Consider the following 26,356-nt stretch of genomic DNA (forward strand, 5'->3'; position numbering starts at 1 on the left):
TACTTCCCGTTGGAAAATCATCGTTAAATAGAATATCTATAGTTTTTGCAATACCAACATCTGCTGTGGTATTGTCATCAACGGCAGTCGCAACTGTTGGGTTAGGGTCTGTTCCGTTAGGATTACCGTCACCGTCACAATCTGCAGTACCTAATGGCGTACCACCTACCGAACTACAAGAGTCATTAGGGTCTGTACCATCCAAGGCTTCTTGCCCATCAGAGATACCATCACCATCGGTATCCGCTAGATTTGGATCTGTCGTATTTCCATTTGGACTAGCAGGAGTAGAAGGATCGTCTACACCTGTAGTTTCTTCATCATCAGTTAGGCCATCACCATCTGTATCTATGGGACCCACAGCACATGCCGTTGAAACCCCAGAATTGGATACATCTGTATTTGTACCCGTATAACCGTCTGTATTACCAGTAACTCGACCATTGTTAGTATCATATCCTGTACCTGCCAATTGCCCAGCTAAAGTTCCACTTTCTGTAAAACCTGCTTCTAAAACATCTGCACAACCATCACCATCCGTATCCGTATCTAAATGATTTGCCAGTCCGTCAAGATCTGAGTCAAAATTATCATTAACACCATCGCCATTAGAATCTACATAACCTGGGTAATCAGGATCTAAATAATCCGGTACACCATCTCCATCTGAATCTGCGCTTGGATTTACTCCACCAGACTCTTCGGTATCTAAAATACCATCGTTATCATCGTCTTCATCTAATGAATCTACAATACCATCACCATCAATATCCGATGAAGCATAAATTGCTGCCGTAAACTGGTCATCATCACTACCTCCTGTATTACCATCTACACCTGCAATATCAGAAGCTGAACCACCTAAGGCAGAAGAAGGAGAACTAGCGGTTGCCACTGCAACTCTAAAATTTTGTGTTGTTATTATACCAATATCTGCCAAGGGAACATACCAGTCAATAAAAATAGGATCTTGGCTAGCACAACCCGCATTTGTAATAAGAGCGTTTGACCTTTGACTATTACTATCGGTACTATAAGCGCTAATGTTAGTTCCGTTTGTAGTACCGTCAACATTCTCCACTAAGATATCATTATTACCAGTACCATAAATCACCTCTATTTCAAAGCCTGGATTTCCTGCAACACTGTTTGGGTCTGAATCGCCAAAGGCAAAATCCGTATCAAAAAGGAAGCTATATCCGAATGCCCCGTTGGCTTGCCTGGCAATACGCATACGAAATAACATTAACTCATCTCCATTATCGGGTATGCCGTCTGGATCAGAAATATAATAGTAGCCACCTGCAGCTCCCGTCGCAGCATCTCCTACAATATCAGAGGGTCCACAGCTAGAACCTGTTTGCTGATCGTTATCTGGTTCGGTAGTTACTCCAGGCACAGGAATAAAAGGAATTTCAAATTCAGAAAGTTCATGTCCACCAGTAAATGGGCTTCCAGAACTAGAAATCCAACCATCACCATTCGGATCCATAGGGTTCGTTGTGGGAGTGGCAGCCTCATAAATTTGGCCAGGGGTTTGGGCTGAAATACTTAGGAATGAACAGCAAGCAAAAAGTAAAATTACCAGTGCAGTATTCTTCTTTTTAAATTTTAAATATTTTTTCATAATATGATGGGAATACTTTTAAATAGATGAAGCTAGATGTATTTAGAAATAGCTTTTTATTATGTCTTACCGCTATGTTTGAAGTTCTTATACTTTTGAAAAATATTATTTTCATATTTTGTTACACTAATTTTATGTTCTACTGCCATTTTACCAAATGGCACATTAAGACGTTTATTGCTGGTACTGTTGTTAATATCATCCCATTTGAAGCTATTTCCAGCAACGGCGCGAACTTTTGATGTTAATGAAGTTGCTTGAGAGCCCGAGCGCCCTCTGTAGTTGACATAAAATTTTTCACCCTCCGAAGCTTCAAACCGAAGTCCACTATCACTTAAAACAATTCCTACATTGGTTGCGTTTATCATTGTAATATCATTATTGCCATTAGGCAAAGGATAAACAAATGGATTGGAATTGGATACACTAACAATATCTGGCACTGTAGATGTGCCTTGATAGATATATACATCGAAAGATATCGATTCTGGTGTAGATAAATAAACAGCTTGATTATTCATGTCCGCAGCTTTTTGTCGCAACGGCGGTAAGTAGTGCAAATCAATAAGCTGTGCGTAAGATCCAGCGGTTATAAAAAATAAAAAAAGAAATGTTATACAGTTCTTAATTACGGAAGTCTTTATATTCATGGCAATTATTTGAAGACCGAAACTTTATTCTAAAATCTTGTTGGTAATGTGTAAAAAATTATAGTATTCTAACTTTTAGATATGTCAGATTCAGTCAGTAGTAAAACTGTTAGAATTTGACTTTTTAAAAAAATCAAATTTTATTTAAGTAATTTATATTTGAAGACCAATAGGTGGTTTTGTGGTTACCAGTAAACTCAACGCTTCTTTTGACCGTTATGGAAAAAAATGATAATAATTGAAAATCGAAAAAATTCATAGCGGGGGATTTTTTTGATGTATATTTTTTTTATAAATATAATTTGGACTACAATAAATATGTTATTATTTTAAAGATACTTACCGACACATGTATAAGAAGATAAAATGTTGTGAAATAAGAGGGAAGTGTATGTAAAACCGCAATTATTGTATACTAATAATAAGATAAAAAGAGCATTTTATCGATAAGCCCTTTAAATTCAAAAGTTAGCAAGTATTGGTTTTTTTAAAGAGAAAACACGATAATTATATTAAGTTTTGACAACATCATAATTGATTATCGTCTAAATTGTAGATGTTCAATCCAATAAAAAAATATCAGAGTTAAGCCAACTTTTATAATTCTTACAAAAAAATGTTCCTTTTAACAACTTTTGGGATTTTGAGAATAGGGAATGATCAAACCTATTTCAACTAAGAATTATATATAGAAGATGGTGTATTAGAAAAGCTATTTGCTTTTGCCAATACACCATTTTAAGTAATTTTATTTGTAAAGTAGAAGGGCTTTACGCCTCACAACTAGCACAATCTTTCTTTTGCTTGAACTTTTGTGCCGCGTTCATACTATGTTGGTAGTACAATGATTTCAAACCTAATTTCCATGCAGTTACGTGAATTTTGTTGATTTCTTTAACCGGCATATCTGGGTGAACAATGATATTAACAGATTGACCTTGATCAATGTGATTTTGTCTGTTAGCTGCCTGATAGATAATATCCATCTGATCAATTTCAGAATATGTTTTGAATACATCTTTCTCCAAATCTGAAAGGAAATCTAAATGCTGTACAGATCCATCAAAATCACGGATACTATGCCATACTGCCGTGGTATTCATTCCTTTTTCCTCTAACAACTCAACTAAGAACGGATTTCTAATGGTCGTTTTCACCTTAGCGATATCTTTTACATAGGTATTAGACCATATTGGCTCAATACCCTGAGATACCTGCCCTAGGATAAACGCAGAAGATGTAGTCGGTGCAATTGCATTCAACGTAGCATTTCTTCTACCGTAACCTTTTAATACTGCCGGTTCTCCAAATTTAACGGCTAGCTCTTCTGAAGCACTGTATGATTTATCCTTAATTGTCTTAAATATTTCACTATTTAAATTGTATGCCTCTTGACTATTGAAAGGTAACATTTTAGACTGCAATAACGAATGCCATCCTAATACACCTAAACCTAATGCACGGTTATCTTTTGCAAAGTTATAAGCTCGTTCCATAAACAAGAACGTTTGGCGATCCTCACGACTTTCCGAATCGCGGTATACCTCTAATTTCTCACAGAACTCCGTAATTACGGCATCTAAAAAGTATACCATAGTTTCTACGGCATCCGTATCTTTCCATTTATCATAATGAAGAACGTTTACAGAAGACAGTACGCATACAAAAGACCATTCATCACTAGATGGCAACATAATCTCCGTACATAAGTTACTTGCATAAATCTTATGTCCTTTTTCTTGGTACACATCTGCGGCACCATTGTTGGCATTATCCTTAAAGAAGATATACGGGTAGCCCATTTCACCTCTTCTCTGCAATACTTTTGCCCAGATAGAACGCTTCTCGTTATCGCCATCTACCATTTCCTGCATCCACTCGTTCGTAACGGTTACTCCATGAGTCAATTCTTGAATAGGGTTACCTTCAGTTCCAATTTCCAAGAATTCCTTAATATCTGCATGCTCTACTGGCAAATAAGGGGAAAAACGACCACGACGCACAGAACCTTGACTTACGACATCTACCATAGATTCAAAAAGCTGCATAATATGTACCGCACCAGATGCTTTACCATTATTTTTAACTTCTGCACCCCTATGTCTAATGTTTCCAAAATAACCGGAGGTACCACCACCTAACTTAGACATCATTCCTACCTCAGATTGGGTATATAGAATGTTACCCATATCGTCGGCAATATTAGAACCAAAACAACTAATTGGCAGTCCTCTTTCTTTACCAAAATTTGACCATACCGGAGAAGCCAATGAGTAAAAACCTTCACTCATATAACCATAGAACTTATCTGAAAAACCAGGCATACCCAATATTTTCTCTGCTCTATCTGCAATTTCACGGATACGGGTTTCAGCAGAAACTCCCGGTGTTAAATAGCCAGAAGCCAAAAAGTTACGACTATCTTCATTTAGCCACTTAAAACCTTCTTTTTTATCTTCTTTTAAGCTCTTAAGTGCTTCTTTTCTAGCCTGTACCAGTTCATTAGAACCATTCAGTTTTACTTCTTCTTGTATGCTAGTCTCTAAGTTAATTTTTGAATCGTTCATTTAAAATAAGTCGTCACTGGTTATACTTTGTGTTCTTTTGCTATAGTTGATAGAGCGCTTTACGAAAAAATCTCCGTGCTTGGTACCAATAATTTCATCATCGAACCATTCTGTCTGCACTAATAATTCTTCGTCTACGTCAAATACTTTTTCGATTCCAATACTTTCTATAGAATCGTTAAATCTCTTTTTAATAAATTCCTTTACTAAATTCTTGGGCAAGAAATCGATCTCACCTGCTTCAAATATCCAATCGATAACATCACTTTCAGATGCAAATGCCTCTTTACACATTTCTTGAACAGATGCGTGGAAATCTTTATTGAACCATGTAGGATTTTCATCTTTAATAATATTGATGATATCTATACCAAAATCACCATGAATCTGCTCTTCTTTAGAAGTAGCCTCAACAACATTAGAGATACCTTTGAACATATTCTTATGCTTATTGAACGCCATAATTATCAAGAACTGAGAGAATAAGGATACGTGCTCAATAAATAAGGAGAACAATAAAACGGACTCTGCATATTCTTGGTTATTCTCGCTCTTAGAATTCTTCAAAGCTGTTTCTAAATAATGAACCCTTTTCATTATTACAGGCTTTTTCTTTAAGTTTTTAAACTCTTCGTTCAACCCTAATATCTCTAACAAGTGCGAATAAGCATCATGATGTCTTACTTCACTCTCTGCAAACGTTGCTCCTACCGAACCTATTTCCGGCTTGGGCATTTTATGATAGATATCTCCCCAGAAGCTCTTTACCGCAACTTCTATTTGTGAAATTGCCAACATGGTATTTTTTATCGCGTTTCGCTCAATATCCGTCAACCCGGTTTTAAAATCTTGAATATCACTAGTGAAATTGAACTCTGTATGAATCCAATATGAATGTCTTATTGCAGATACATATTCATATAATGCCGGATACTCATAAGGTTTAAGATTTACTCGTTTTTCAAATACGTTGGACTTTCTTCTTTGTGCCTGCTCATTTCTATAAATAATGTAAGCTTTAGCTACATCAAAGAAACCACCTTCCATTAATTTATTCTCAACAAAATCCTGAACCTCTTCTACTGTAGGAATATAACTGATATCTGCCTGCTTTCTTTCTAAAAGTGCTGAATGAACATTATTAGAGATAATTTCGGCTTCACTGGGTCCGCCATGTTCAACAGCTGTCATAGCCTTTAAAATGGCATTTGTTATCTTGTGTAAATGGAAGGGTTTTGTCGAAAAATCCCGTTTTATGACTTCTGTGATTTTCATGTTAATATAAAGTTAATGTTGTGGGTAATAAGCGAGGTGTAAAGTTCGAAAATTAATCACCTTAATTTTACATTTACCTCTTTAAGCTTTTAACAGGGTTATCAACAATTTGATTTTTACCATGGTAACAAGTGTAAAAAAACATTTTATTTTAAATTTACAATTTATTGATTATCAATTACTTATAATACCATAATTCAATATAGAAGTGAAATAAGGTTAAAGAATTACTTCAGTAAAAACTTTTTTAAATTAATTTTTCCTCCATTTTTCATAAGCTAATTTTTGTAAAAAATTACTATGAACCTCGATCTAAATTTTATATTAAAATTCACCTTTTCATAAGTAGTTTCACCTCAATTATATAGCTAAAACCATATCAACCTAAGCATTATATTTTTTACCTAAACCGTAACTTTAGTCAACCCGCCAAATTCGTTTTTTTTCGCATACTTTTAACCAATACGCTAACAAAAAAATTAAATCTCACTTCTAGGCCCATTGGCTATTTTTGTAAGAATTTTAAAAATTCAGACTTATTTTATGCTACTTAATTTTGAGCATTTTTGCTGTGCTACATTATTAAAAAAGACAAATTTTATCTTACACTTTAAATAATCTGTCTTATGCTATCTTTTAAAATAAATTGAATCTATTTTATTTTTTATGGATAATTTCGATTTCATTAAATGCTTATATGAACATTGAAGATTTAGTTGGGGAATATAACATCATTGGTTGCAACCAAGATGAAAAATCAAATGACTATACCGGTAAATTAGTTTTATCGTTAGATTTTAACAATAGAATACAGGCCGTATGGACCATTGGCAGTAATCAACAACAGACCGGTACAGGTTTTTTTAAGAACAATATTTTGGTGATAAACTTCAGCTATACCGGTGATGACCAAAATATTTACAAAGGTGTTGTAGTGTACCAGTGCCTTAGCAAAGATGTTCTAGACGGATTTTGGTCCGAGAAACACGGTAATCCCCTTTATTTGGGAGAAGAGCGTTGTTTTAGAATTAAAACAAACGCTGTACCCTTAAATTAATACTATAAAGCAAGTATTATTGATAACCGCCAAACAATCAATTCTTTTCTTAGCTGATTAACCTCTCATTTGAATTGTTCTTAGTTGACTAGTTTAAACTGATTTTAAAGCTATCAGCTGATTTTGCATAAAATTTGGCATCTTAATATTAAAATGCTCATAAACAGATTTCGGAATTCCCAAATCGGCCACATATACTTCTACCTCTCTTGGTAATTTTTCAAGAATAATTTTAGGTGCTGCCAAGGTCATTACTTGATCCGCTTTAAAGCCTAACAATTCGCTTTCTTTTGAAATTCCAACGGGAATATCTAAAGAAATTTTAAATGCCGACGATGCGTTGGCCAATGTAATACTTTTGGCAAATGCATCAGACAGCGGTAATCTTTGAGAGAACCCTAAATAGGCATCTACCCAAATATCAGTAGTTTTCGGTATACCTTTCTTTGCCCCAAATAGCAATGCTCTTTCTAATTGAGCTTTTGGTAGGTCTTTGCTAATAGGTACAACCAAATCTAAATTTACATTGTAACCCCAGGCAGCAAGTCTACGAGCAGCGACTAGACCGCCGCCGCCATTGTTGCCATTACCTACCCCAATGGTTATTACCGAACTTTTGTTTGCTTTTTTAGCGATTAATCTAGCCAACTGCAAACCGGCATTTTCCATCATCAACTCAATGGATAAATTGTATTTCTCTACCGCCCAATAATCCATTTCTTTAAAGGCCTCTAAGGAAAGACTGGTTACCTTCATACTATTATTTATAAGTATTTATAGCTTCAGTAAAAAACTGAACTGCCTGATCTTTATTAATTTTTGTAGCTGGTAAAACCGCTCCTTTAAGTCCGTCGTTTTTCCATTCGCCTAAAGAAAGTGCATCAAAATTCGATGTATCTTAACCATTATGCTCTTTATATCCGCTAATATAAAAGTAGTGCTCATTTACCAAAGCATCAGGAATTGCCAATCCAAAACCAACTGCTATATCATCACTTAAACTAGCATAAGCTCCAGAATCAAAATGATGCGGCCATATGCGAACATCAGATTCCAAACCTTTTTCTTTTAGTGTAGCCACCAAGCTAGATTGTGCCAAGGTTCTTAAAGATGCTAATTCTTTTAATTCTAATGCATTTAATTTGAAAGCATATGATGCATTTATTGTATACGGCAAGTCATAATGAAATTCATAGGTATATACCTTACCTAAAAATATCTTTGAAGTTTTAACCAACCATTCCAGCACCTCTTGATGTGTTTTACCATCTAGCGTAAGAGAAGCATCATTTTTTGGAGAATTCCATTCTAATGAAAAAGTGTTATAATTCAAAGAAAGCATATCTCCGCTTAATGATAAGGGGTGGGTTTCCAGTTGTTTTTTTTCAATGGACCAACCTAAGTTCGTATGGCTGTCATCATCTTTTTTAGGCACAAAGCTGATTGCTGCAGCAGCTAAATACTGCGATGCCAAATGCATTTGTTTTCTCATCTAATGCGTATATAAAATCTGTTATTAATCACCATTTACTAATAATATAAATGTTTGGTCGTGGTTTACACAGTAATCTTTCAGATTGTAATAATTGATAGCTACTTAAAATCATATAATTACAATGATCTTCATCTTTAATAGCCTTTAAAAAACGTAATTTTGCATCCCTATTTAAAAATAAGAAAAGGATATGACGAAAGATCACGAGTTTTTTATGAGAAGAGCCATAGAAATGGCAGCAAAAGGAATGAACTCAAACGCAGGCGGCCCCTTTGGTGCCGTAGTTGTAAAAGATGGAGAAATTATAGCCGAAGGCCACAATAAGGTAACTTCTACGAACGACCCTACTGCACATGCAGAAATGGTGGTTATTAGAGATGCCTGTAAAAAACTGAATACGTTTCAGTTAACAGATTGTATTATTTATACTTCTTGTGAGCCCTGCCCAATGTGCTTTGGTGCCATTTATTGGGCTAGACCAAAGGCAGTATATTATGGTTGCGATAAGGCAGATGCAAAAGCTATAGATTTTGATGACCAGTTTATATATGATGAGCTAGAAGTTGAAATGCAGGACAGACAAATTCATTTTAAGCAAATGCTTCAAGAAGAAGCCGTTGAAGTCTTTAACAATTGGGCTTCTAAACAAGACAAGACAAAGTACTAATATAGATACCGTTTAAAAATGTCATGTGGATTTCACTAGTAGTTTTTCCAGTTCTTCTAGTGATTTCCCTTTTGTTTCCGGTACCTTGGCAACAATAAACAACAACCCTATTATTGCAAAAATTGCATATAACAAAAAGGTCAACGAATTACCAAGATTAGATAATTGCCAAGGAAAAACAAGTTGCACCAAAAAGGCAAATGTAAGGTTTACCAAACCTACAAATGAAATTGCCAACCCGCGAATACGATTTGGGAACAGTTCTGAAAAAAGTACCCACATTACAGGACCTATGGAAACTGCATAAAAAGAGACAAATAAAAGAATACCACATAAAATAAGAACCGAATTCATCTTTGCCGCGGCAGTTACCAAAACAGCTTCATACTGTTTGGCTATATCATCACCTAAGGCATTGGAAAGCGCTGCTTTAAAATCTAAATCTGAAGTAAAGGTTTGATCTTCCAAAGCCCTTAATTTTTCAATTGGCACTTCATTAGGTAACCCATTTAATGCGCTGTCATCTAATTTATAGGTGGCAGTCTTAAAACCATAGGCTAGAATCAACATTGCTGATGCCATACCTATCATACCGTAAATCAACATAGGTTTCCTACCTAATTTGTCTATAATCTTCATGGCTACGATAGTAAATATCAAATTTACCAATCCTACTAAAATAGCTTGTAAAAACGATGCATCTGTACCAATGCCTGTTTGTTCAAAAATTAAGGGTGCATAGAACATCACAGAATTTATACCTACCAGCTGTTGAAATATGGCAACAATAATGCCTACCAGTATTACAAGGCGTATGTTCTTTTTAAAAAGCTCCCCAAATTGGACTTTTTCCTTTTTACCTTCTTGAAGAATACTCTCTTCAATAGATTTCATTTGTTTTGCAGATTCATTTGCTCCAACGAACCTCTGTAACGTTTGCCTTGCCTCTATTAAAGAACCTTTCATGGACAGCCATCTAGGGCTTTGCGGCACAACAAACAATCCTATATAATATAATAATGCGGGAAACACTTCTAAACCAAGCATCCAACGCCAATTCCATTTTTTCAGATTAATGGTGTTTACCCAACCATAATCGCTATCGCCCAATCTTAAGATTAGATAGTTTGTAAAAAATGCGGCCGAAATACCAATGACAATATTCAATTGATTAAAAGATACCATTTGCCCTCTCTTCTCCGGCGGACTTACCTCTGCAATATACATTGGAGCAATGATCAAAGCTGCACCTACAGAAAAACCACCTATTAACCTGCCTATGATCAACATAGTAAACGTAGTGGAAAATGCTGAAAAGAGCGCTGAGACCGCAAATAATAAAGCTGCATATTTGAGTACGCTTCTTCTGCCTATTTTATCACTTAAAGGTCCCGCAATAAAAGTGCCTAGCGCAGCAGTCAAGGTTATGGAACTGACCAGCCAACCTAATTGAATATCGTTAAGGGAGAATTCATTTTCTACAAACTTTAAAGTTCCAGAAATAACGGAAGCATCAAAACCAAGAATAAAGCCGCCCAGAGCAACAATGGCGGCTATTCTTATTATATAATTTTTATTTACTTCCATGTTAAGTATTTGTAATAGTTCATACTTATAAAAGCATTGCTAAAACAAGAAATACTCTCACTTAAACGCAGTTAATCTTAGCTCTTATAAGGGGCTAATTTTTCCCAATCGAAAATGACCCCGGTACCCGGAGTTTCAGGAGCTACCGCCCTATGATTTTCAACAACCAAAGGTCTTAAGGTATATTGATCGATAGGAAAACTATGTACTTCTAACCAACCTGCATTGGGTTGAGAAGAGACAAGACTTACATGAAGTTCTTGCATACCATGACTACATACCGGGATATGATGTTCCTGCGCCATTTTTGCCACTTTCAACCAACCTGTTACACCACCGCAATTAGAAGCATCCGGTTGAATAAAGGATAGTTTGGATTGTGCAAAGGCATATTCAAATTCATGAATGGTATGTAAATTTTCACCCATGGCCAAAGGAAAACCGGTACGATCAACAATTTCGCCAAATCCTAAATAATTATCAGGTATAATCGGTTCTTCAAACCAGGTAATATCATATTGTTTAAAGCCTTCAATAGCTTTTATCGCTTTTTCTACGGTCATAGAATAGTTGGCATCGACCATAAACGTAACATCCGGACCTACAAACTCACGTACCGCTTTTATGCGTTCTAAATCTTCTTCTAAATTTTCCCTTCCTATTTTAATCTTTACGGCATTGAACCCGCTATCCAAATAGGTTCTCATATTATCCAAAAGCTTAGGAATAGGAAATTGAAGATCTATACCACCGCAATATGCCTTACAGGTATTGTCTGCACCGCCGGCCATTTTATATAAAGGTTTATCGGCTTTTTTACAGCGAATATCCCAAAGGGCAATATCTATGGTAGAAATGGCAAAAGAAGCTATACCTCCTCTACCTACATAGTGAATATGCCATTCCATTTCTTCATATAGTTCTTCAATTTTAGAACTATCCTTACCTATTAAAAAAGAAGTAAAATCATGCTCTACCATAGCTTTGGTAGCGTGCCCGCCTTTACCGCCGGTATAGGTGTAACCAGTGCCTTCAGTACCGTCCTCCAAGGTAATTGTAGTTGTCACCAGCTCAAAATGCGTATGGTCGCCGTGCTTGGCATCGTTCATTACTTCTGGTAAAGGAACCTTAAATAATTGACAATCTACTTTTGCTATTCTTGTACTCATTATGCCTTATGTCTTACGTAAAACGTTTTCTTTTCCATATACTGCTCAAATCCGTATTTACCGTCTTCACCACCAGAGCCACTTAACTTATAACCGTTATGAAAACCTTGGTGCTGTTCTCCATGACCACGATTCACATAGATCTCACCATATTCAAGTTCATCGTTGCAACGCATGATCTTATTCATGTCATTGGTAAATACCATTGCCGCCAAACCATATTCACAGTCATTTGCAAAGCCTACAACCTCATCAAAATCCTTAAATTTCAACACAGGTAAAATAGGTCCAAATGACTCTTCATGAACAATGGTCATATCTTGGGTTACATCTGTCAAAACCGTTGGTTCAAACCAATATCCTTTATCAAATTCACCACCGGACAAACGTTTACCACCAGTGGCAATTGTTGCACCCTCATCTAAACTCACTTTGACCAAATGCTCCATATGCTCCAATTCGCTTTTATTCACCTTTGGTCCCATATCTGTATCCTCTAGCATTGGATCACCAACTTTTAACGCTTTGGTCTTTTGAATGAATTTATTCATGAATTCATAGTAAATATCTTCATGAACATACATACGCTCATTACAAGTACATACTTGACCACAATTATCGAATCTAGAATGTAGGGCCGCATCTACGGCCGCATCAATATCAGCATCTTCAAATACTATAAACGGAGCCTTTCCACCCAATTCCAATTGTACGTGCGTTAGGTTCTGTGCTGCCATTTTTGCAATTTGTTGACCAACTGGAGTAGATCCTGTCATGGTCACCATTTTGGTTATAGGATTTTCTACCAAGGCAGTACCCATAGCTCTTCCCGGTCCTGTAATAATATTCAACAAACCATCTGGCAAACCAACTTTTTTAGCTAAGTGCCCTAACTCTAATGTTGCTAGCGGAGTTTCTGAAGTCGGTTTTACCACGATAGCATTTCCTGCTACCAATGCCGGACCAATTTTTCTTCCGGCCAAAGCCAAAGGGAAATTCCATGCCGTTATGGCAACTACTACCCCTCGTGGTATTTTTTGAATCCAAATTTGTTCATTTGGGTTATCCGAAGGAATGATATCACCTTCAATTCTTCGTGCTCCCTCACAAGCATATTCTATAAAAGAAGCGGTTACCGCAACTTCCATTTTAGCTACTTTAAGCAACTTACCTTGTTCCTTTACTAAAATTTCTGCCAATTTATCGGCATTCGCCTTTATTTCTTCGGCAAATTTATACAGGAGTTCCGCTCTCTTTCTGGCAGGGACTTTTTTCCACTCTTTCTGTGCTCTATCGGCTGCGTCCAATGCTTGTACAGCTTCCGCAACCGTTCCATTTTGAACCTTTGCGTAAACCTCCTCAGTTGATGGATTTATAATATCGATGGTTTCACCAGAGGTTGAAGTAACCCAAGATCCATCTATAAACATTTCGTATTCTTTTATTGATGCCATTTTTCTGTTTTTAGTGTGATTATCTACCCATCCAACCTCCGTCTACCAGAGTGATGCTTCCGTTCATATATGCAGCCGCGTCCGAAGCTAAAAAGACCACGGGACCTGCAAAATCTTCTGGTTCTCCCCATCTTCCTGCCGGAATTCTAGCCAAAATAGAATTTGCCCGCTCTTCGTTATTACGTAAGGCTTCTGTATTGTCCGTACTTATATACCCGGGTGCAATGGCGTTGACATTTACTCCGCTACCGGCCCATTCGTTGGCAAAGGCCATGGTCAACTGACCGATCGCTCCTTTACTGGCTGCATAGCCCGGTACGGTTATTCCGCCTTGGTAAGTTAATAACGATGCCGTAAATATCACTTTTCCCGCACCACGCTCAACCATTTCTTTTCCTATTTCCCTGGTTAAAATGAATTGTGCATTTTGGTTTACCTCTATCACTTTATCCCATAACTCGTCTGAATGTTCAACGGCTGGCGCCCTTAATATGGTTCCGGCATTGTTTACCAAAATATCTATTACAGGAAAATCGCCTTTAACGGCTGCAATAAAACTATATAGTGCTTTTCTATCACTAAAATCACACGCATAGGCTTTAAAATCTCTACCCAGTGCCTTTATTTCCTTTTCTACATCGCTACCGCTTGACTCTAAAGTAGCACTTACACCTATGATATTTGCACCAGCCTCCGCAAGACCTATCGCCATGGCTTTACCTATGCCTCGCTTACAACCCGTAACCAATGCCGTTTTTCCTTTTAAACTGAATTTATCCAGTACTCCCATTTTCTTTTAAAGTTTTAGTTCTTAGTTATGATTGACAATCCATCAAGACTTTTAGTCCGTCAGGGTTTTTATCTATATTTTCAAATACCGTTTGTATATTCTTTAGCGGTTGCACGTCCGTAATCATTTCATTGAATGGCAATTCATTGGCCGTAATTAAACGTATAGCCTTTTCATAATCATCTTTTTCATACACTCTTGCCCCTATTAATTTAAGTTCTTTCCAAAAGAATTTAAATAAGTCTACTTCTTTCTTTTGGCCATGTATAGCTACCATTACAATTCTACCTCTAATACCGGCAACCTCTGTCATAATATCCAATGCAGGTTGAACTCCTGCAACCTCGAATACAACATCTGCCCTTTTATCATCGGTCTTGCTTTTTACATAATCTACCAAGTCCGTTTTTATAGGGTTTATAGCATCAAGCCCTAATTCTTTTGCCTTGGATATTCTTGTTTCATTTACTTCAGATACAATTACCTGTGCCCCTTTTTCCTTGGCTACCAAAGCAACTAAAAGACCTATTGGGCCACCGCCCAAAACCACGGCGGTCTCCCCTGCCTTTAATTCACCCATTCTTACATCATGCACTGCTACTGATAAAGGCTCTATCAATGCCGCCAATTTTAAGTCTGTTTCTTCTTTTAATTTATGAAGTGTAAATGCAGGTACGTTCCAGTACTGTTGCATGGCACCCGGACTATCAATACCTATAAACTTAAGCTCTTCACAAATATGGTTGAACCCCTTGTCAGATGATTTCACCTTTCTATCATCCAACGGTCTAACCACAATTTTATCACCTACTTTGAATCCGCTTACACCTTCACCTATAGCGTCTATGGTTCCGGACATTTCATGACCAATGGTCTCGGGTATGTTTACACGTTTATCCATCATACCATGATAAATATGTACATCTGTACCACATACACCTACGTATGCCACTTTAATTCTAACTTCTCCTTTTGCAGGAGCTTCTATTTCTTTTTCTATTACAGAAAATGTTTTACCGCCTTTGTACTGTGTTGCTATCATTTTAAATTGCTTTTTCTCCTATTGCTGTATGTGATGTTTTATTATATGACGAAAACCGCTTTATACTTTGATAATCGTCGTTATTGTAAATATGGGTCAAACCCCATCTTAGTATTTCTGTTGGACTACCCTCGGTATCCGCAGTCCTATTTAAACCTATGGCATGTGGCGGATTTTGAATACTCGCCACAATTTCAAAATTGATACCATCTGGAGACCATTGTATGGTATTTTTCTCCGGTCCGTCCGTAGTGATCAAAGATGCTATTCCATCATCATAGGGCCATACGCAGATTTCATGACCGCTATTGCTGATTGGATTATATACCGACTTTTCATAAGGTCCTAACGGATTATCCGCAATAGCAACCCCATGTCTAATTTGACGTCCGCCAAAGTTTATTTCCTCCCCCATTTGTTCGCCTTTGTAATACAAGTAAAATTTGCCTTTATACGGCAAAATGCATGGATCATGTACTTTATGACTATCAAAGTCTCCTTTTTTTTCCACCTTAAACCTATTATCCTCTTCACCTAACCAAATACCGTTATCAGCTGGTGAAAGAATAGGTTCCGGTAATTTTTGCCAAGGACCATTAGGGCTATCTGACCAAGCCAAACCAACTTGATTTTTTACCCGAACCGTATATGGACTTTTAACCGTTTGATAGCATAGGTAGAATTTATCATTATGCTTCATTACCTCTACCGTAAAAACAGAACGGCCATCAAAAGAGCCAGAATCTCCTCTTTTTACGGCGATACCTTCTTCCTTCCATGTCCAGCCATCTTTAGAAGTTGCATACCAAATATCGCAACGGTCCCAAGGAAAAACCTTATCCTTCTCAATATTGCCTGCAAAACCCTGCGTAGCACCTAAACTTTTGCTATACCATACGTAGTATTTGCCATTCTCTTTAATTACAGCACTAGGATCTCTTCTACAGACACCTTCTTCATAAGCCAAATCTCCCAGTAAAGGTTTAAGTTCTTCAAATTCAATAAACCATTCATTACCAACCTCGGGCCATTGTAATGCCCGTTTAGATGCCGCACTTAAATATTGTGCATTGGTAATCCCCAATTTGTCTAGCTTAATTTTTGGGATTTCACCTTCTTTAATGTTTGGTTTATTTATGGTTTGCATGGATTATTTCCATATTGATTATTACTACATTGTCTATTGCAATCATCATTTAAATAGAAAATGAATTATATTTCTAACAAAAACAAAATGTTATATGCTTATCAATTGTTTACTTTTCACTTGGCAACAATTTCATTTTCATATTTTTTTCAATAGACAATTATCATATCGATAATGAGAAGCAATTTAGAAATAACGGCTTATCTACATTGAAATACCTACTGAACAAAAACTGTACATTCATTTAATTCAACAAATCCGTGACTCATAGTTTTAGTTCATTGGGTTAAACTACCTCTTTAACGAGCTAGTTTAAGCACCATATTAGCTAAGCAATACTACAAATGATCAATGCTATAAATAGTATGAAGAATTGCTACTTGATTACAAGTGCTCCTAAAAATCTGTTTTCATTGTATCAATGCAAACAGTGCTATTTCATATTTGTATTAGAGAATAGAAATAGTCCAGTATATGTTCAGCCATATTTAGCCACAAAATTCTTTTTCAATTTAAAAAAGAAATAATTTGATCAATGTTTTCATGTTGAGTGCTATTTACCAAAGGTCCGTTCAAGGGCTTTATTAATCTTACATAAAATAGGAGGTTACGATACTTTGATATTTTTATTACAACGATATTAAAGACGCTGTATTAAATTGCCTTACCAAGGTTTTAAAAAGTATAGTAGGACCACTGAAAAAACAGTACGGTAAGACTGGGCACCAAGTGCAACACAATTTAGTAAAACAGGAATAAAAATCTGTCCGTAGATAATTTTTAGCAAACATATTACCTTCCAAAGTCCGCTATTGTTATAAACAAATATTATAATCCCTTAAAACTTACAGATCTACGAATATAGACTACCGTTCATCAACAATTAAAATGTAGAAATAATCTTTTAAATCCATTTATAACTGTGCTATAAAATCTTCAAGGTTTTCCTTTCTTTCCAGTTTCAATTTTTTACGCAACCTATAACGGGTAGTATGCACAGATTCTACAGAAATACCTAGCAATCTGGCCATATCCTTACTGGAAAAATTTAATTTAATAAGAGCACAAACTTTATGGTCGCTTTGGGTAAGATTGGGGTATTTTTTGGTCAATTTTTTATAGAATTTCTCATTGACAGCAGTAAACCTTAATCTAAACTCCTCCCAATTATTAGTATTATTGACAGATATAGTTCGTAATAATTTATTTATCTCTGATTGCTGTAGATTGTCCTTATTGGATTTTAATTTCTCTTTTAAATCTTTTAGAAATTCGTCTTTCTCAACAAGCTGTAATACCGATGCAGCTAGTTCTTTGTTTTTCAACTCCAACAATTCGTTAGCCTTTTGTATTTCCAATTCTTTATTTCGTCTAATTAGCTGTTTTTCTAACTTGTGCTTATTGCGAAGGTGTCTAAAAAAGAAAAATGCCAATATTAAAATAAAGACTATAGTGCCCAACAAAATTACACGCTGCAACATTGAAATTTTCTCTTCTTGTTTTAGCTTTTCAAATCGCTGTTGTTGTATGAGATCCAATTGACGTTGCTTTTCAATTCTAAAGTCATCCCGTATCTCTAACATAGATTTGTTCATAGAGCTTCTACCATCAAAAAACAGTGCATCTAGATTTTTTGCTATTTTCAAATTCTCGTATGCTTTTTGATAATTTCCTTGTTTTTTATAATGCTCCGTTAAGCGCTCATAGATTAAAGGTGTAAAATCAATATGCCGCTTATATTTTTCTGATGTTTTAATAGCTTTTTCGTAGTAGTCAACACTACCATTTAAATCTCCTAAATTCTGTAAAACATCCCCCCAGTAGGTATAGCCTAAAACCATATATGAAGGTCTTTTATTCAAAAAATAGGGTTCTAAACTCTTAAATAATTCAAGTGCTTCTTCATTATGACCTGTTTTAGATAGTATAAATGCCTTCTCAAAATTCAATTCCGGCATGGGTAATTGATTTTTTACATCTTTGTAATATATTAAACAACTATCTAAATATTTACTTGCCAGTTCTGGCATATCAAACTCCCTATAGGTATTTACGAACGAAAAGTAATTTAGTACTAAATAGGCGGAATCCGTTTCACCTTTTTCAACCATATTTTTTCTAATGCTTAATGCCTTATTTAAATATTTAAGAGATTCTTTTTCTCGTTTATAAAAACTATAGAACCTACCTAAACGCCATGATATCAAGGCATCTAAGGAGTCATTCTGAACCCTATCCGCCAAAAAAAGAGATTGCCAAAACACATCATAGGAATTAGCATAATCTGCCCTATGCCCAAATACATCTGCCAGTTGCATTAAAACACCAATACCTTTTAAAGTATCGCCTTTTTGAAGTAAGGTTTCGTGTCTTATACGAAGTTCTTTAATTAACTCCTCAGAATTTTCGTATTTCTCTTCATTGGAACTTAATAAGTAATTCTCGCTAATTTCATTATTAGTCTGGTTTTCTTGGGCAAAAATATCTCCACTAAAAGACAAGCATACTATAATAAGGATAGAAGTAATACTTGATAATAAACTAGAAAAAGGGTTTTTCAAAACTGTACAAATAGGAAGTTATTATACCTTTAAATATACAATAACTTATTGATTAAAATATTTTATAGAATAAGCTAGACAAAAAGGGTCTATTTTAAAAGTAAACCATATGAAAAGAAAAAAAAGAAAACTCTTATTTTAATTAAATTGATGATTATCAATGTTTTAATTACATTATGCAAACTATCCACATAATTCTCAACAAAATAGACCAAGAGTATTTACTAGACTACAGTAGCAATAGTATTTAAGAATGAAAAAAAGAGCATGGTAACAACCCCATGCCCTTAACTCAATTAAATAAACTAACAACTATTTTTCTACTGGTTTGTATATTCTTATCCAGTCTACCTTCAGTGTATGGGCTTCAGTATCTAAAAGCTCATTATCCGTTGGTGTATATGTATCCGATTGATTTCCCGATGCTGGACTAGATCGCCAGTCTTGATCTTCAACATCTATAATAATATCCATTTCTTTACTTAGACCTGTGCGTGTATCAGCACTAGTATCGCCTGGGTTAGTTGCATTTGTGTAAAACAAAGGATCTATTTGATCTTTACCAGAAACGGTCCTAATCAACTCCCCGTCTATGTAGTACTCCAAATGCCATGGGTCTCTCCAGTATACACCATAGGTATGGTAGTCCTCTCTCCATTTAATATTATCTTTCATAAACCACGAACCTGCATCTTTAGGCTGATAATCTTGAAATGGATCCCTTATAAATACATGGTGACTAATATGCATTCTAACTTCATACCATGAATGGCTCGCTTGAGCACTTTCTGAATATGCCGCTCCATAAGCTTCCATTATATCTATTTCTTGTGTATCATCTGGACTTAACATCCAAATACCGTTGGCTAAAACGGAGTTCATGATTTTAGCTCTTGCCTCTACATAAACAGGATACTGAACCCTCGTTTTATTCGTAATGCAACCTGTGCTTATTTTATCTGTACCTGCTTTTCTTTTCGCCGGTATTTGCAATAAACCATCGGCTACAAATGGGATATCCCTACTCCATTCTGTCAAGCCCGGTCCAGACCAATTATTATGGTAAAAGTCATCCCATTTATTAAAAAAGGCATCGCCTTTATTACCTGCTGGTGCCTCATATTCAAAATCATCTGAAAAATTTTGAAATTCCCATTCCAATCCTGAACCTGGATCTGCAGGAACCGCCATTGTACTGTAATCTTCTTCTACCACTTCCTCTTTCTCCTCGTCTGCTTTTGGATCTGTATTGTCCACTTCTACATTTGGAGTTTCATTAACATCAGAACCAGAACTACAATTAGATGCTGTTAACAGAAAAAGGATTAATGAAGAAAGTATTAATAATTTAAATTTCATGAGTGAGTTTATTTAAGCTTGGTTGAAAAGCGATTTCAAGGTACAGTTATAAGAATAAAAACCTTGATTAAACAACTAGACAAAAACTGACATAACCCTGAACATTTACTGATACTCATATGTATAAACTATTTCAACAAAGACCTAATTACAGGACTTACCCCTTAAAAACAGCACATTATCTATAAAAATGTGTCTAGACTATTAAAATGAATTAAAAAAGTACCATTAACGAAACCATTAAAAAATTGTACTTTAAAGGTGAATTATATCAACTTAATCAACCATAAATGTTTTTAAAAAGAGTAACGGGACTACTCCTGTCGTTTCTCGTAATATGCTTATTTGGCTGTAATAACAAAAACCAAGAACCCTATGTTTTAAAAGCAAGCCTACTTGTGAATGAAGACCATTCTTGGCACAAGGCGTTTATTTTTTTTGGTGAACGATTAAAGGAAAAATCCAATGGACGATTAGTATTGGAAACTTTTCCTTCTGAGCAACTTGCCAAGGAAGTTGAGGCAATACGTATGATACAGGCCGGTGTATTAGATATGACCACAACTAGTTCCCTTCTTAGTAATTGGACAGAGATAATGACCTTTTGCGAGTTACCATTTCTTTTAAAGACCCCAGATGATGTTGAAATTTTGATGCAAGGACCTTTGGGAAAACGAATATCCAAGGAAATGTTAGAGAAAACAGGCTTAAAACCTTTGGGTTACTTTCAAGCTGGTGTAAGACAGCTAACTTCTAATAAGCCAATTACCCACCCAGATGATCTACAAGGTCTAATCTTGCGCGTACCCAATGTACCTTCTTTTGTTTCTGCTTGGGATGCTTTAGGGGCAAAAACTACACCTATGGCATTTTCTGAAGTTTTTACCTCTCTACAACAAGGAACCATTGATGCACAAGAAAATCCTTTGGCACTTATTAAGGTTTCCGGATTTTATGAGGTTCAAAAATACGTGAACCTTACCAACCATGTAGTTAGCTGGTCATACCCCGTAATCGGTGAAAAATCGTTTCAGAAATTACCAGAAGACCTTAAAGCTATATTCTTGGAAGCATCGGAAGAAATGATTACCTACCATCAGCAATTATTTCTTGAAAATGAAAAGAAAATCAGAGAAGAACTTGAAGCAAAAGGCATGGTTTTCGTCAATGTGGATAACGCCGCTTTTATAGAAAAATGTGGCACAACAATCTACGATACCCTATCCCCGGAAATGCAAGAAATATATAACACTGTAAAACAAGATTTACCTTAATGTCTTTATTTAAATTTTTCAAAAAAGCAATGAAATGGGGTACTATCATAAGTACCTTACTTTTTGTTGGCATTACACTAGTTCAAATTTACGGTCGATTTTTTATGACCAAGGCACCTTCTTGGACTGAAGAAGCCGCCAGAGTTGCATTTATTTATGCTATTGCTTTTGCAGCAGGTTTGGCAGTTAGGGGTGCTTACTACGTTAATTTCGGATTCTTGGCTGAAAAATTCAGTCAAAAAAATCAAGAACTCCTTCAATATTTTATCTGGATCATCACTTCTCTTTTCATTCTAGTTTTTACCTACCACGCTTTTGAATTCTTAATGATGGGGACCGTAGAAAAATCTCCAAGCTTAAAATATCCTATGGCCATATCGTTTTCAGGAATTGCAATTATGGGTATTTCTATTCTTGTTCATCTTTTAAACGAAAAACCAAAAAACACTAAAATGCCTAAACCATGATCATTATACTTCTTGTCGTCTTTGTCATTTGTTTATTATTACGATTTCCCATTGCTTTTTCATTAGGAATTTCGTGTATGGCATTTCTTATTTTCAATGGTACCGATCTTATTATCATGCCCATGAAAATGTATTCTGGCATTGATGTTTTTGTATTATTAAGCATACCAGGATTCATCATTGCAGGAAACCTCATGAACCAAGGCGGACTTACCTCTAAAATCATTAAGTTCTGTAATCATCTTATTGGTCACGTACCCGGTGGACTTGCTCTCGCAAACATTGGTTCTTCTATGTTATTTGCCGGTATTTCGGGCACAGCTATTTCAGATACTGCCAGTATAGGTTCCGTTATGATTCCTGCCATGAAAAAGGAAGGTTACGATGCCGATTTTGCCTGTGCGGTAACCGCTTCTTCTTCTACCGTAGGACCAATAATTCCGCCAAGCGTTCCTATGATCATTGCGGCTACCCTAAGTGGTCTTTCTGTAGGTAAATTATTTTTAGCCGGAGCCTTACCCGGGTTATTATTGGGTGTAGCGATGTTGGCGCTCACCTACTACATTGCAAAAAAAAGAAAATATCCAAAATACAAGCGAAGTTCCTTTAAACAGATCTTTACAGGTTTTATAGATACATTCTGGTCTTTGCTAATGACGTTCATTATCCTTTTCGGAATCATTGGTGGTGTTTTTACACCTACAGAAGCATCTATAATTGCGGTACTCTACGCTTTTTTAGTGGGCACTTTCGTTTATAGGAGACTCAACTTTAAAAAGACCATGGCAATTTTAATAGATGCCATGAAAACTTCTGCCAGTTTAATGGTGCTTATCGGTTTCGCCAATCTATTTGGTTACATATTGGTTTCTGAAAAAGTTCCACATGAGATTTCTAATATGATTCTAGGTTTTTCAGACAACAAATATGTGGTACTATTACTTATAAACTTGCTCTTAATATTAGTTGGCACGTTTATGGAAACCATAGCGGCACTTTTAATTCTGTTTCCTATTTTATTAAAGGTAGCGTTAAGTGTGGATATTGACCCTATTCACTTTGCAATTATCGCATTGCTAAACTTGATCATTGGTTTAACTACACCACCATTGGGGGTGTGTTTATTTGTAGCATCTGGTATTGGAAAGGTGCCTTTAGAAAAGGTAAGTAAAGCAAATTTACCGTATTTGGGTATCAGCTTTTTAGTACTGATTTTAATTACCCTATTTCCACAAATAACACTGTTTTTACCGGACTTATTTATGGGCGATTGAGGCATTGAAGAACAAATAGGTTTTACGTATATGTTCTTGCCAGTATTCCCATTGATGACCACCACTAAATTCAAAAAATTCATGCGGTATTCGCAATTCGGTTAATTGTGCATGTAAATTTCTATTACCAGCGATTAATTGGTCTGATTTGCCACAATCAAACCGTAACGGTGGCAATGTAGTTTTGTTATCGGCAATCACATCTAGCACATTGGGTTGACTTGCACTTTCTAAATAATCATTTAAAGGTTCTTCTACAAAAAGTTCCATTTCTTCTAATTTAGTAATGGCACTGTGTGCAGAAATGGCACTAAACTTATCAGAATATTTTGCGCCTAAACTTAAGGCTCCGTAACCTCCCATGGATAAACCGCCAATGCAAAGTTTACTTTTTTTACCTGCTTCCGGAATATTTTCTTGGATGGCCAAAGGCGCATCTTCAACAATCCATTTTGCAAAATCTTTGCTGTGATGTGGAAAATAAGCAGAACCATCTCCCCACAATCCATCGGATGGCATTGCAATAATGGCCGGTTCTATTTCTCCATTGTTCATCATTTCTTGTGCAGAAATATGTGCACCACCTTTTAACGCCCAAACCCAAGCACTACCGTATACGCCATGTAGCAAAATATAAATAGGCAAATTGGTTAGCGGTTTTTTTGTCTTGGGTACAAATACACAAATATCTCCCCTGCCCTTTAAATTTGGGGTTTTGACGGTTAAAAATCGGAGTCCGTCAAATTCTAATTTAGTATCTGAAAGTTCTATAGTTCTAAATGATCCTTGCATAACTTATTTAAAAACGATGACACCTTTTGCGTTTTTACCTTTCAACATATCATCAAAGGCTTCATCAAGTTGGTGCAATTCATATTCTTTGGTTATCATCTCATCTAACAGTAAATCTCCTTTTTTATACAAACCCATTATTTTTGGAAAATCTATTTGTGGCCTACATTTTCCATAAAGCGGATTTATATATATTTTGTCCCATTCGAACAAGCGCATATCTATGGTTATTTCTTCTTCAATTCCACTAACCTGAATAGCCGTTCCCGCATTACGCACCATAGCCAAAGGAGCTGCACCTAATGCAGGTATGGCGGTACATTCAAAAGCATAGTCCGCCATTTTATTTCCTAGAAGGTTTTTTACTTGGGATGCCGCATTCAGTAAACCCACATCCGCTTTTTGAGCTAAAATAACATCCGTTGCCCCAAAAGTTTTGGCCATTTCCAATTTAGTGGGGTTAATGTCTATGGCAATAATCCTATTGGCTCCTGAAATTTTACAGGCGTTGATCACATTTAAGCCAACACCTCCACAACCCAAAATTACAGCTGTGCTACCTGCATCTAATTTTGCGGCGTTTACGACGGAGCCGTAGCCCGTCATAACCCCACAACTAACTATGGCGGCAGCTGAGAAATTCAATGATGCCTCTTTTACCTTCACCAAAGCTGATGCTTTCACCAGTACATATTCGCTCAAAGAGCCTAAGTTAAAGGAACGTTCTATTGCCATGCCCCGCCATTTTGTACTTTCTAACGTTGCATGCCCAGGCGTATGACCATTACCACCTGCTACTACAGGAGAGTTATTATCACAAATATGCTGATTGCCTTCTTGGCATTGAAAACAGTGCATACACGGTGTTGCCCAATTTAAAATGACTTGGTCACCCGCTTTAAATTCTAAATTACCTTTTCCCACTTTTTCAACTATGCCCGCGCCTTCATGCCCCATAACTATGGGTTTGCCCCAAGTAAGGGAATCGTAGTCCGTATGACATAGTCCGGCAGCCTTCATTTTTACCAAAACCTCATCGCTCTTAGGCTCATCAATTGTAATGGTATCTATTATAAATTTTCCATCACCAGTGGCAACAGCTGCTTTTACATTAATGGGCATTTGTTTCGGTTTTTATAAAATTATTCGGCTTAAACGGAATTGTATTATCTGCAATTTTCAATGGATCCACAAGTATCTTGTTCTGGATAAATTTACCCCCAAGAACAAAAGCTTTCCCATTATTTACGGTATCTACCGCAATAAGTGCATCATTTTTAAAATACCAAATTGAAAAGCAATCTTTCTTATCTACTTCGGTACGTATTACCATATGTGTAAATCCTTTTGATAAGCCAACCATTTGCAATTTAACATGATATTGATCTGACCAAAACCACGGTATAGCATTATAGTTTTGTGAATTACCAATTATATTAGAAGCTACAATTTTTGCTTGATCTACGGCATTTTGCACACTTTCCAATCGCATCCATTCTTTATAGGTAGGATGATAAAATTGTGCTACATCACCAATGGCATATACATCTTCTACCGTAGTTTGCAAATTCTCATCTACCTTAATACCATTATTAATTTCTGCTCCAATTTCTTCCGCCACAAATGTATTTGGCTTTACACCAGCACCAACAATCAAAACATCGGCAGTAAAAACATTACCGTTATTACATTGTATTTCTATAGCATCATCTGTTTCTATTATTTTAATGGCAGAGGCGCCTGTGTAAATTTTCACCCCATTTGCCGTATGTAATTCTTGAAAATAATCGGCTAATGCTATGGGGGCTACACGTGCCAAAATACGTTCTTCACGTTCTAGAACGGTAATATTTCCGCCCAATTTCCTCAATGATGCAGCTGTTTCCAATCCAATATAACCACCTCCAATGATTACCACTTCTTTATTGTTACTTCTTTTAAAATCTTGCTGTATCTGTATGGCATCTTTCGCACTGCGTAACACACTTACTTTCCTACAGACCTCTATACCTTCAATAGGTGGTACGATCGCAGAAGCCCCTGTAGCGATTACAAGCTTATCATATCTTATAGATTCACCATTGCTCAAAATAACGGACTTC

At 36.1% G+C, this 26,356-nt stretch carries 21 protein-coding genes and 1 pseudogene; 5 read left to right on the forward strand and 17 right to left on the reverse strand.

The window, feature by feature from the left end; translation table 11 throughout:
- The 4 genes and pseudogenes from QZ657_RS10575 to QZ657_RS10590 all read right to left on the reverse strand — a co-directional run.
- Window positions 1-1,627: pseudogene (locus tag QZ657_RS10575) on the reverse strand (hypothetical protein); the annotation flags it as partial.
- 59 nt (window positions 1,628-1,686) lie between these two features.
- Window positions 1,687-2,277: a hypothetical protein gene (locus QZ657_RS10580; protein WP_291966780.1), complete on the reverse strand. Its 591-nt coding sequence runs from the start codon at window positions 2,275-2,277 to the stop codon at window positions 1,687-1,689.
- A gap of 770 nt (window positions 2,278-3,047) precedes the next feature.
- Window positions 3,048-4,844, reverse strand: a complete 1,797-nt coding sequence (locus tag QZ657_RS10585) for a ribonucleoside-diphosphate reductase subunit alpha (RefSeq protein WP_276472809.1) — start codon at window positions 4,842-4,844, stop codon at window positions 3,048-3,050.
- Window positions 4,845-6,119, reverse strand: coding sequence for a ribonucleotide-diphosphate reductase subunit beta (locus QZ657_RS10590; protein WP_291961937.1), 1,275 nt, complete (start codon window positions 6,117-6,119; stop codon window positions 4,845-4,847). It lies immediately after the preceding gene.
- A 697-nt stretch (window positions 6,120-6,816) separates the two neighbouring features.
- Between QZ657_RS10590 and QZ657_RS10595 the strand changes: the two genes are divergently transcribed.
- A complete protein-coding gene (locus QZ657_RS10595; protein ID WP_291961936.1) occupies window positions 6,817-7,176 on the forward strand; it encodes a hypothetical protein in 360 nt (119 codons plus the stop codon).
- Window positions 7,177-7,269: 93 nt separating this feature from the next.
- Here the strand turns inward: QZ657_RS10595 and QZ657_RS10600 are convergent, their stop codons facing one another.
- Window positions 7,270-7,932, reverse strand: coding sequence for an NAD(P)H-hydrate epimerase (locus QZ657_RS10600; protein WP_291961934.1), 663 nt, complete (start codon window positions 7,930-7,932; stop codon window positions 7,270-7,272).
- 142 nt (window positions 7,933-8,074) lie between these two features.
- Window positions 8,075-8,668: a hypothetical protein gene (locus tag QZ657_RS10605; RefSeq protein WP_291966782.1), complete on the reverse strand. Its 594-nt coding sequence runs from the start codon at window positions 8,666-8,668 to the stop codon at window positions 8,075-8,077.
- Between the two features lie 193 nt (window positions 8,669-8,861).
- Here QZ657_RS10605 and QZ657_RS10610 point away from each other — a divergent pair, with 193 nt between their 5' ends.
- On the forward strand, window positions 8,862-9,338 hold the full coding sequence (locus QZ657_RS10610; RefSeq protein ID WP_291961932.1) for a nucleoside deaminase: 477 nt from the start codon (window positions 8,862-8,864) through the stop codon (window positions 9,336-9,338).
- A gap of 21 nt (window positions 9,339-9,359) precedes the next feature.
- Here QZ657_RS10610 and QZ657_RS10615 read toward each other — a convergent pair whose 3' ends face one another.
- The 8 genes from QZ657_RS10615 to QZ657_RS10650 form a co-directional block, all read right to left on the reverse strand.
- Window positions 9,360-10,934: a sugar porter family MFS transporter gene (locus QZ657_RS10615; RefSeq protein ID WP_291966853.1), complete on the reverse strand. Its 1,575-nt coding sequence runs from the start codon at window positions 10,932-10,934 to the stop codon at window positions 9,360-9,362.
- A gap of 68 nt (window positions 10,935-11,002) precedes the next feature.
- Complete coding sequence (locus tag QZ657_RS10620) at window positions 11,003-12,094, reverse strand: mandelate racemase/muconate lactonizing enzyme family protein (protein WP_291966784.1); 1,092 nt, start codon at window positions 12,092-12,094, stop codon at window positions 11,003-11,005.
- A complete protein-coding gene (gene aldA, locus QZ657_RS10625) occupies window positions 12,094-13,548 on the reverse strand; it encodes an aldehyde dehydrogenase (protein WP_291966786.1) in 1,455 nt (484 codons plus the stop codon). The genes QZ657_RS10620 and aldA overlap by 1 nt, the downstream gene beginning before the upstream one ends.
- A 19-nt stretch (window positions 13,549-13,567) precedes the next feature.
- Window positions 13,568-14,338: an SDR family oxidoreductase gene (locus tag QZ657_RS10630; protein WP_276472801.1), complete on the reverse strand. Its 771-nt coding sequence runs from the start codon at window positions 14,336-14,338 to the stop codon at window positions 13,568-13,570.
- 25 nt (window positions 14,339-14,363) lie between these two features.
- Window positions 14,364-15,380 (reverse strand): zinc-dependent alcohol dehydrogenase, encoded by a 1,017-nt coding sequence (locus QZ657_RS10635; RefSeq protein ID WP_291966789.1) that lies wholly within the window; start codon window positions 15,378-15,380, stop codon window positions 14,364-14,366.
- A gap of 1 nt (window position 15,381) precedes the next feature.
- Window positions 15,382-16,527 (reverse strand): glycoside hydrolase family 117 protein, encoded by a 1,146-nt coding sequence (locus QZ657_RS10640; RefSeq protein ID WP_291966791.1) that lies wholly within the window; start codon window positions 16,525-16,527, stop codon window positions 15,382-15,384.
- A 914-nt stretch (window positions 16,528-17,441) separates the two neighbouring features.
- Window positions 17,442-19,088 carry a hypothetical protein gene (locus QZ657_RS10645; RefSeq protein ID WP_291961924.1) on the reverse strand — a complete coding sequence of 549 codons (1,647 nt, stop codon included), beginning with the start codon at window positions 19,086-19,088 and terminating at the stop codon, window positions 17,442-17,444.
- A gap of 312 nt (window positions 19,089-19,400) precedes the next feature.
- Window positions 19,401-20,447 carry a family 16 glycosylhydrolase gene (locus tag QZ657_RS10650; RefSeq protein ID WP_291966793.1) on the reverse strand — a complete coding sequence of 349 codons (1,047 nt, stop codon included), beginning with the start codon at window positions 20,445-20,447 and terminating at the stop codon, window positions 19,401-19,403.
- A gap of 290 nt (window positions 20,448-20,737) precedes the next feature.
- On the opposite strand from QZ657_RS10650, the gene QZ657_RS10655 reads away from it, so the two are divergent.
- From QZ657_RS10655 to QZ657_RS10665, 3 genes are read left to right on the forward strand one after another with little or no spacing between them, the layout of a single operon-like run.
- Window positions 20,738-21,721, forward strand: a complete 984-nt coding sequence (locus QZ657_RS10655; RefSeq protein ID WP_291961921.1) for a TRAP transporter substrate-binding protein — start codon at window positions 20,738-20,740, stop codon at window positions 21,719-21,721.
- Window positions 21,721-22,188, forward strand: coding sequence for a TRAP transporter small permease (locus QZ657_RS10660; protein WP_291966794.1), 468 nt, complete (start codon window positions 21,721-21,723; stop codon window positions 22,186-22,188). The genes QZ657_RS10655 and QZ657_RS10660 overlap by 1 nt, the downstream gene beginning before the upstream one ends.
- Window positions 22,185-23,462, forward strand: a complete 1,278-nt coding sequence (locus tag QZ657_RS10665; protein ID WP_276472794.1) for a TRAP transporter large permease — start codon at window positions 22,185-22,187, stop codon at window positions 23,460-23,462. Before QZ657_RS10660 ends, QZ657_RS10665 begins: the two co-directional genes overlap by 4 nt.
- Here the strand turns inward: QZ657_RS10665 and QZ657_RS10670 are convergent.
- The 3 genes from QZ657_RS10670 to QZ657_RS10680 form a co-directional block, all read right to left on the reverse strand.
- The gene (locus QZ657_RS10670) at window positions 23,445-24,254 is read right to left on the reverse strand and encodes an alpha/beta hydrolase (RefSeq protein ID WP_291966796.1); all 810 of its coding nucleotides are present in this window, start codon (window positions 24,252-24,254) and stop codon (window positions 23,445-23,447) included. The genes QZ657_RS10665 and QZ657_RS10670 overlap by 18 nt on opposite strands.
- 3 nt (window positions 24,255-24,257) lie before the next feature.
- Window positions 24,258-25,376 (reverse strand): Zn-dependent alcohol dehydrogenase, encoded by a 1,119-nt coding sequence (locus tag QZ657_RS10675; protein ID WP_291966800.1) that lies wholly within the window; start codon window positions 25,374-25,376, stop codon window positions 24,258-24,260.
- A partial coding sequence (locus tag QZ657_RS10680; protein ID WP_291966802.1) for an NAD(P)/FAD-dependent oxidoreductase occupies window positions 25,366-26,356 on the reverse strand: 991 nt, incomplete at its 5' end. The genes QZ657_RS10675 and QZ657_RS10680, both read right to left, overlap by 11 nt.

This window comes from Maribacter sp. (assembly GCA_020629415.1).
GTDB lineage: Bacteria > Bacteroidota > Bacteroidia > Flavobacteriales > Flavobacteriaceae > Maribacter > Maribacter huludaoensis.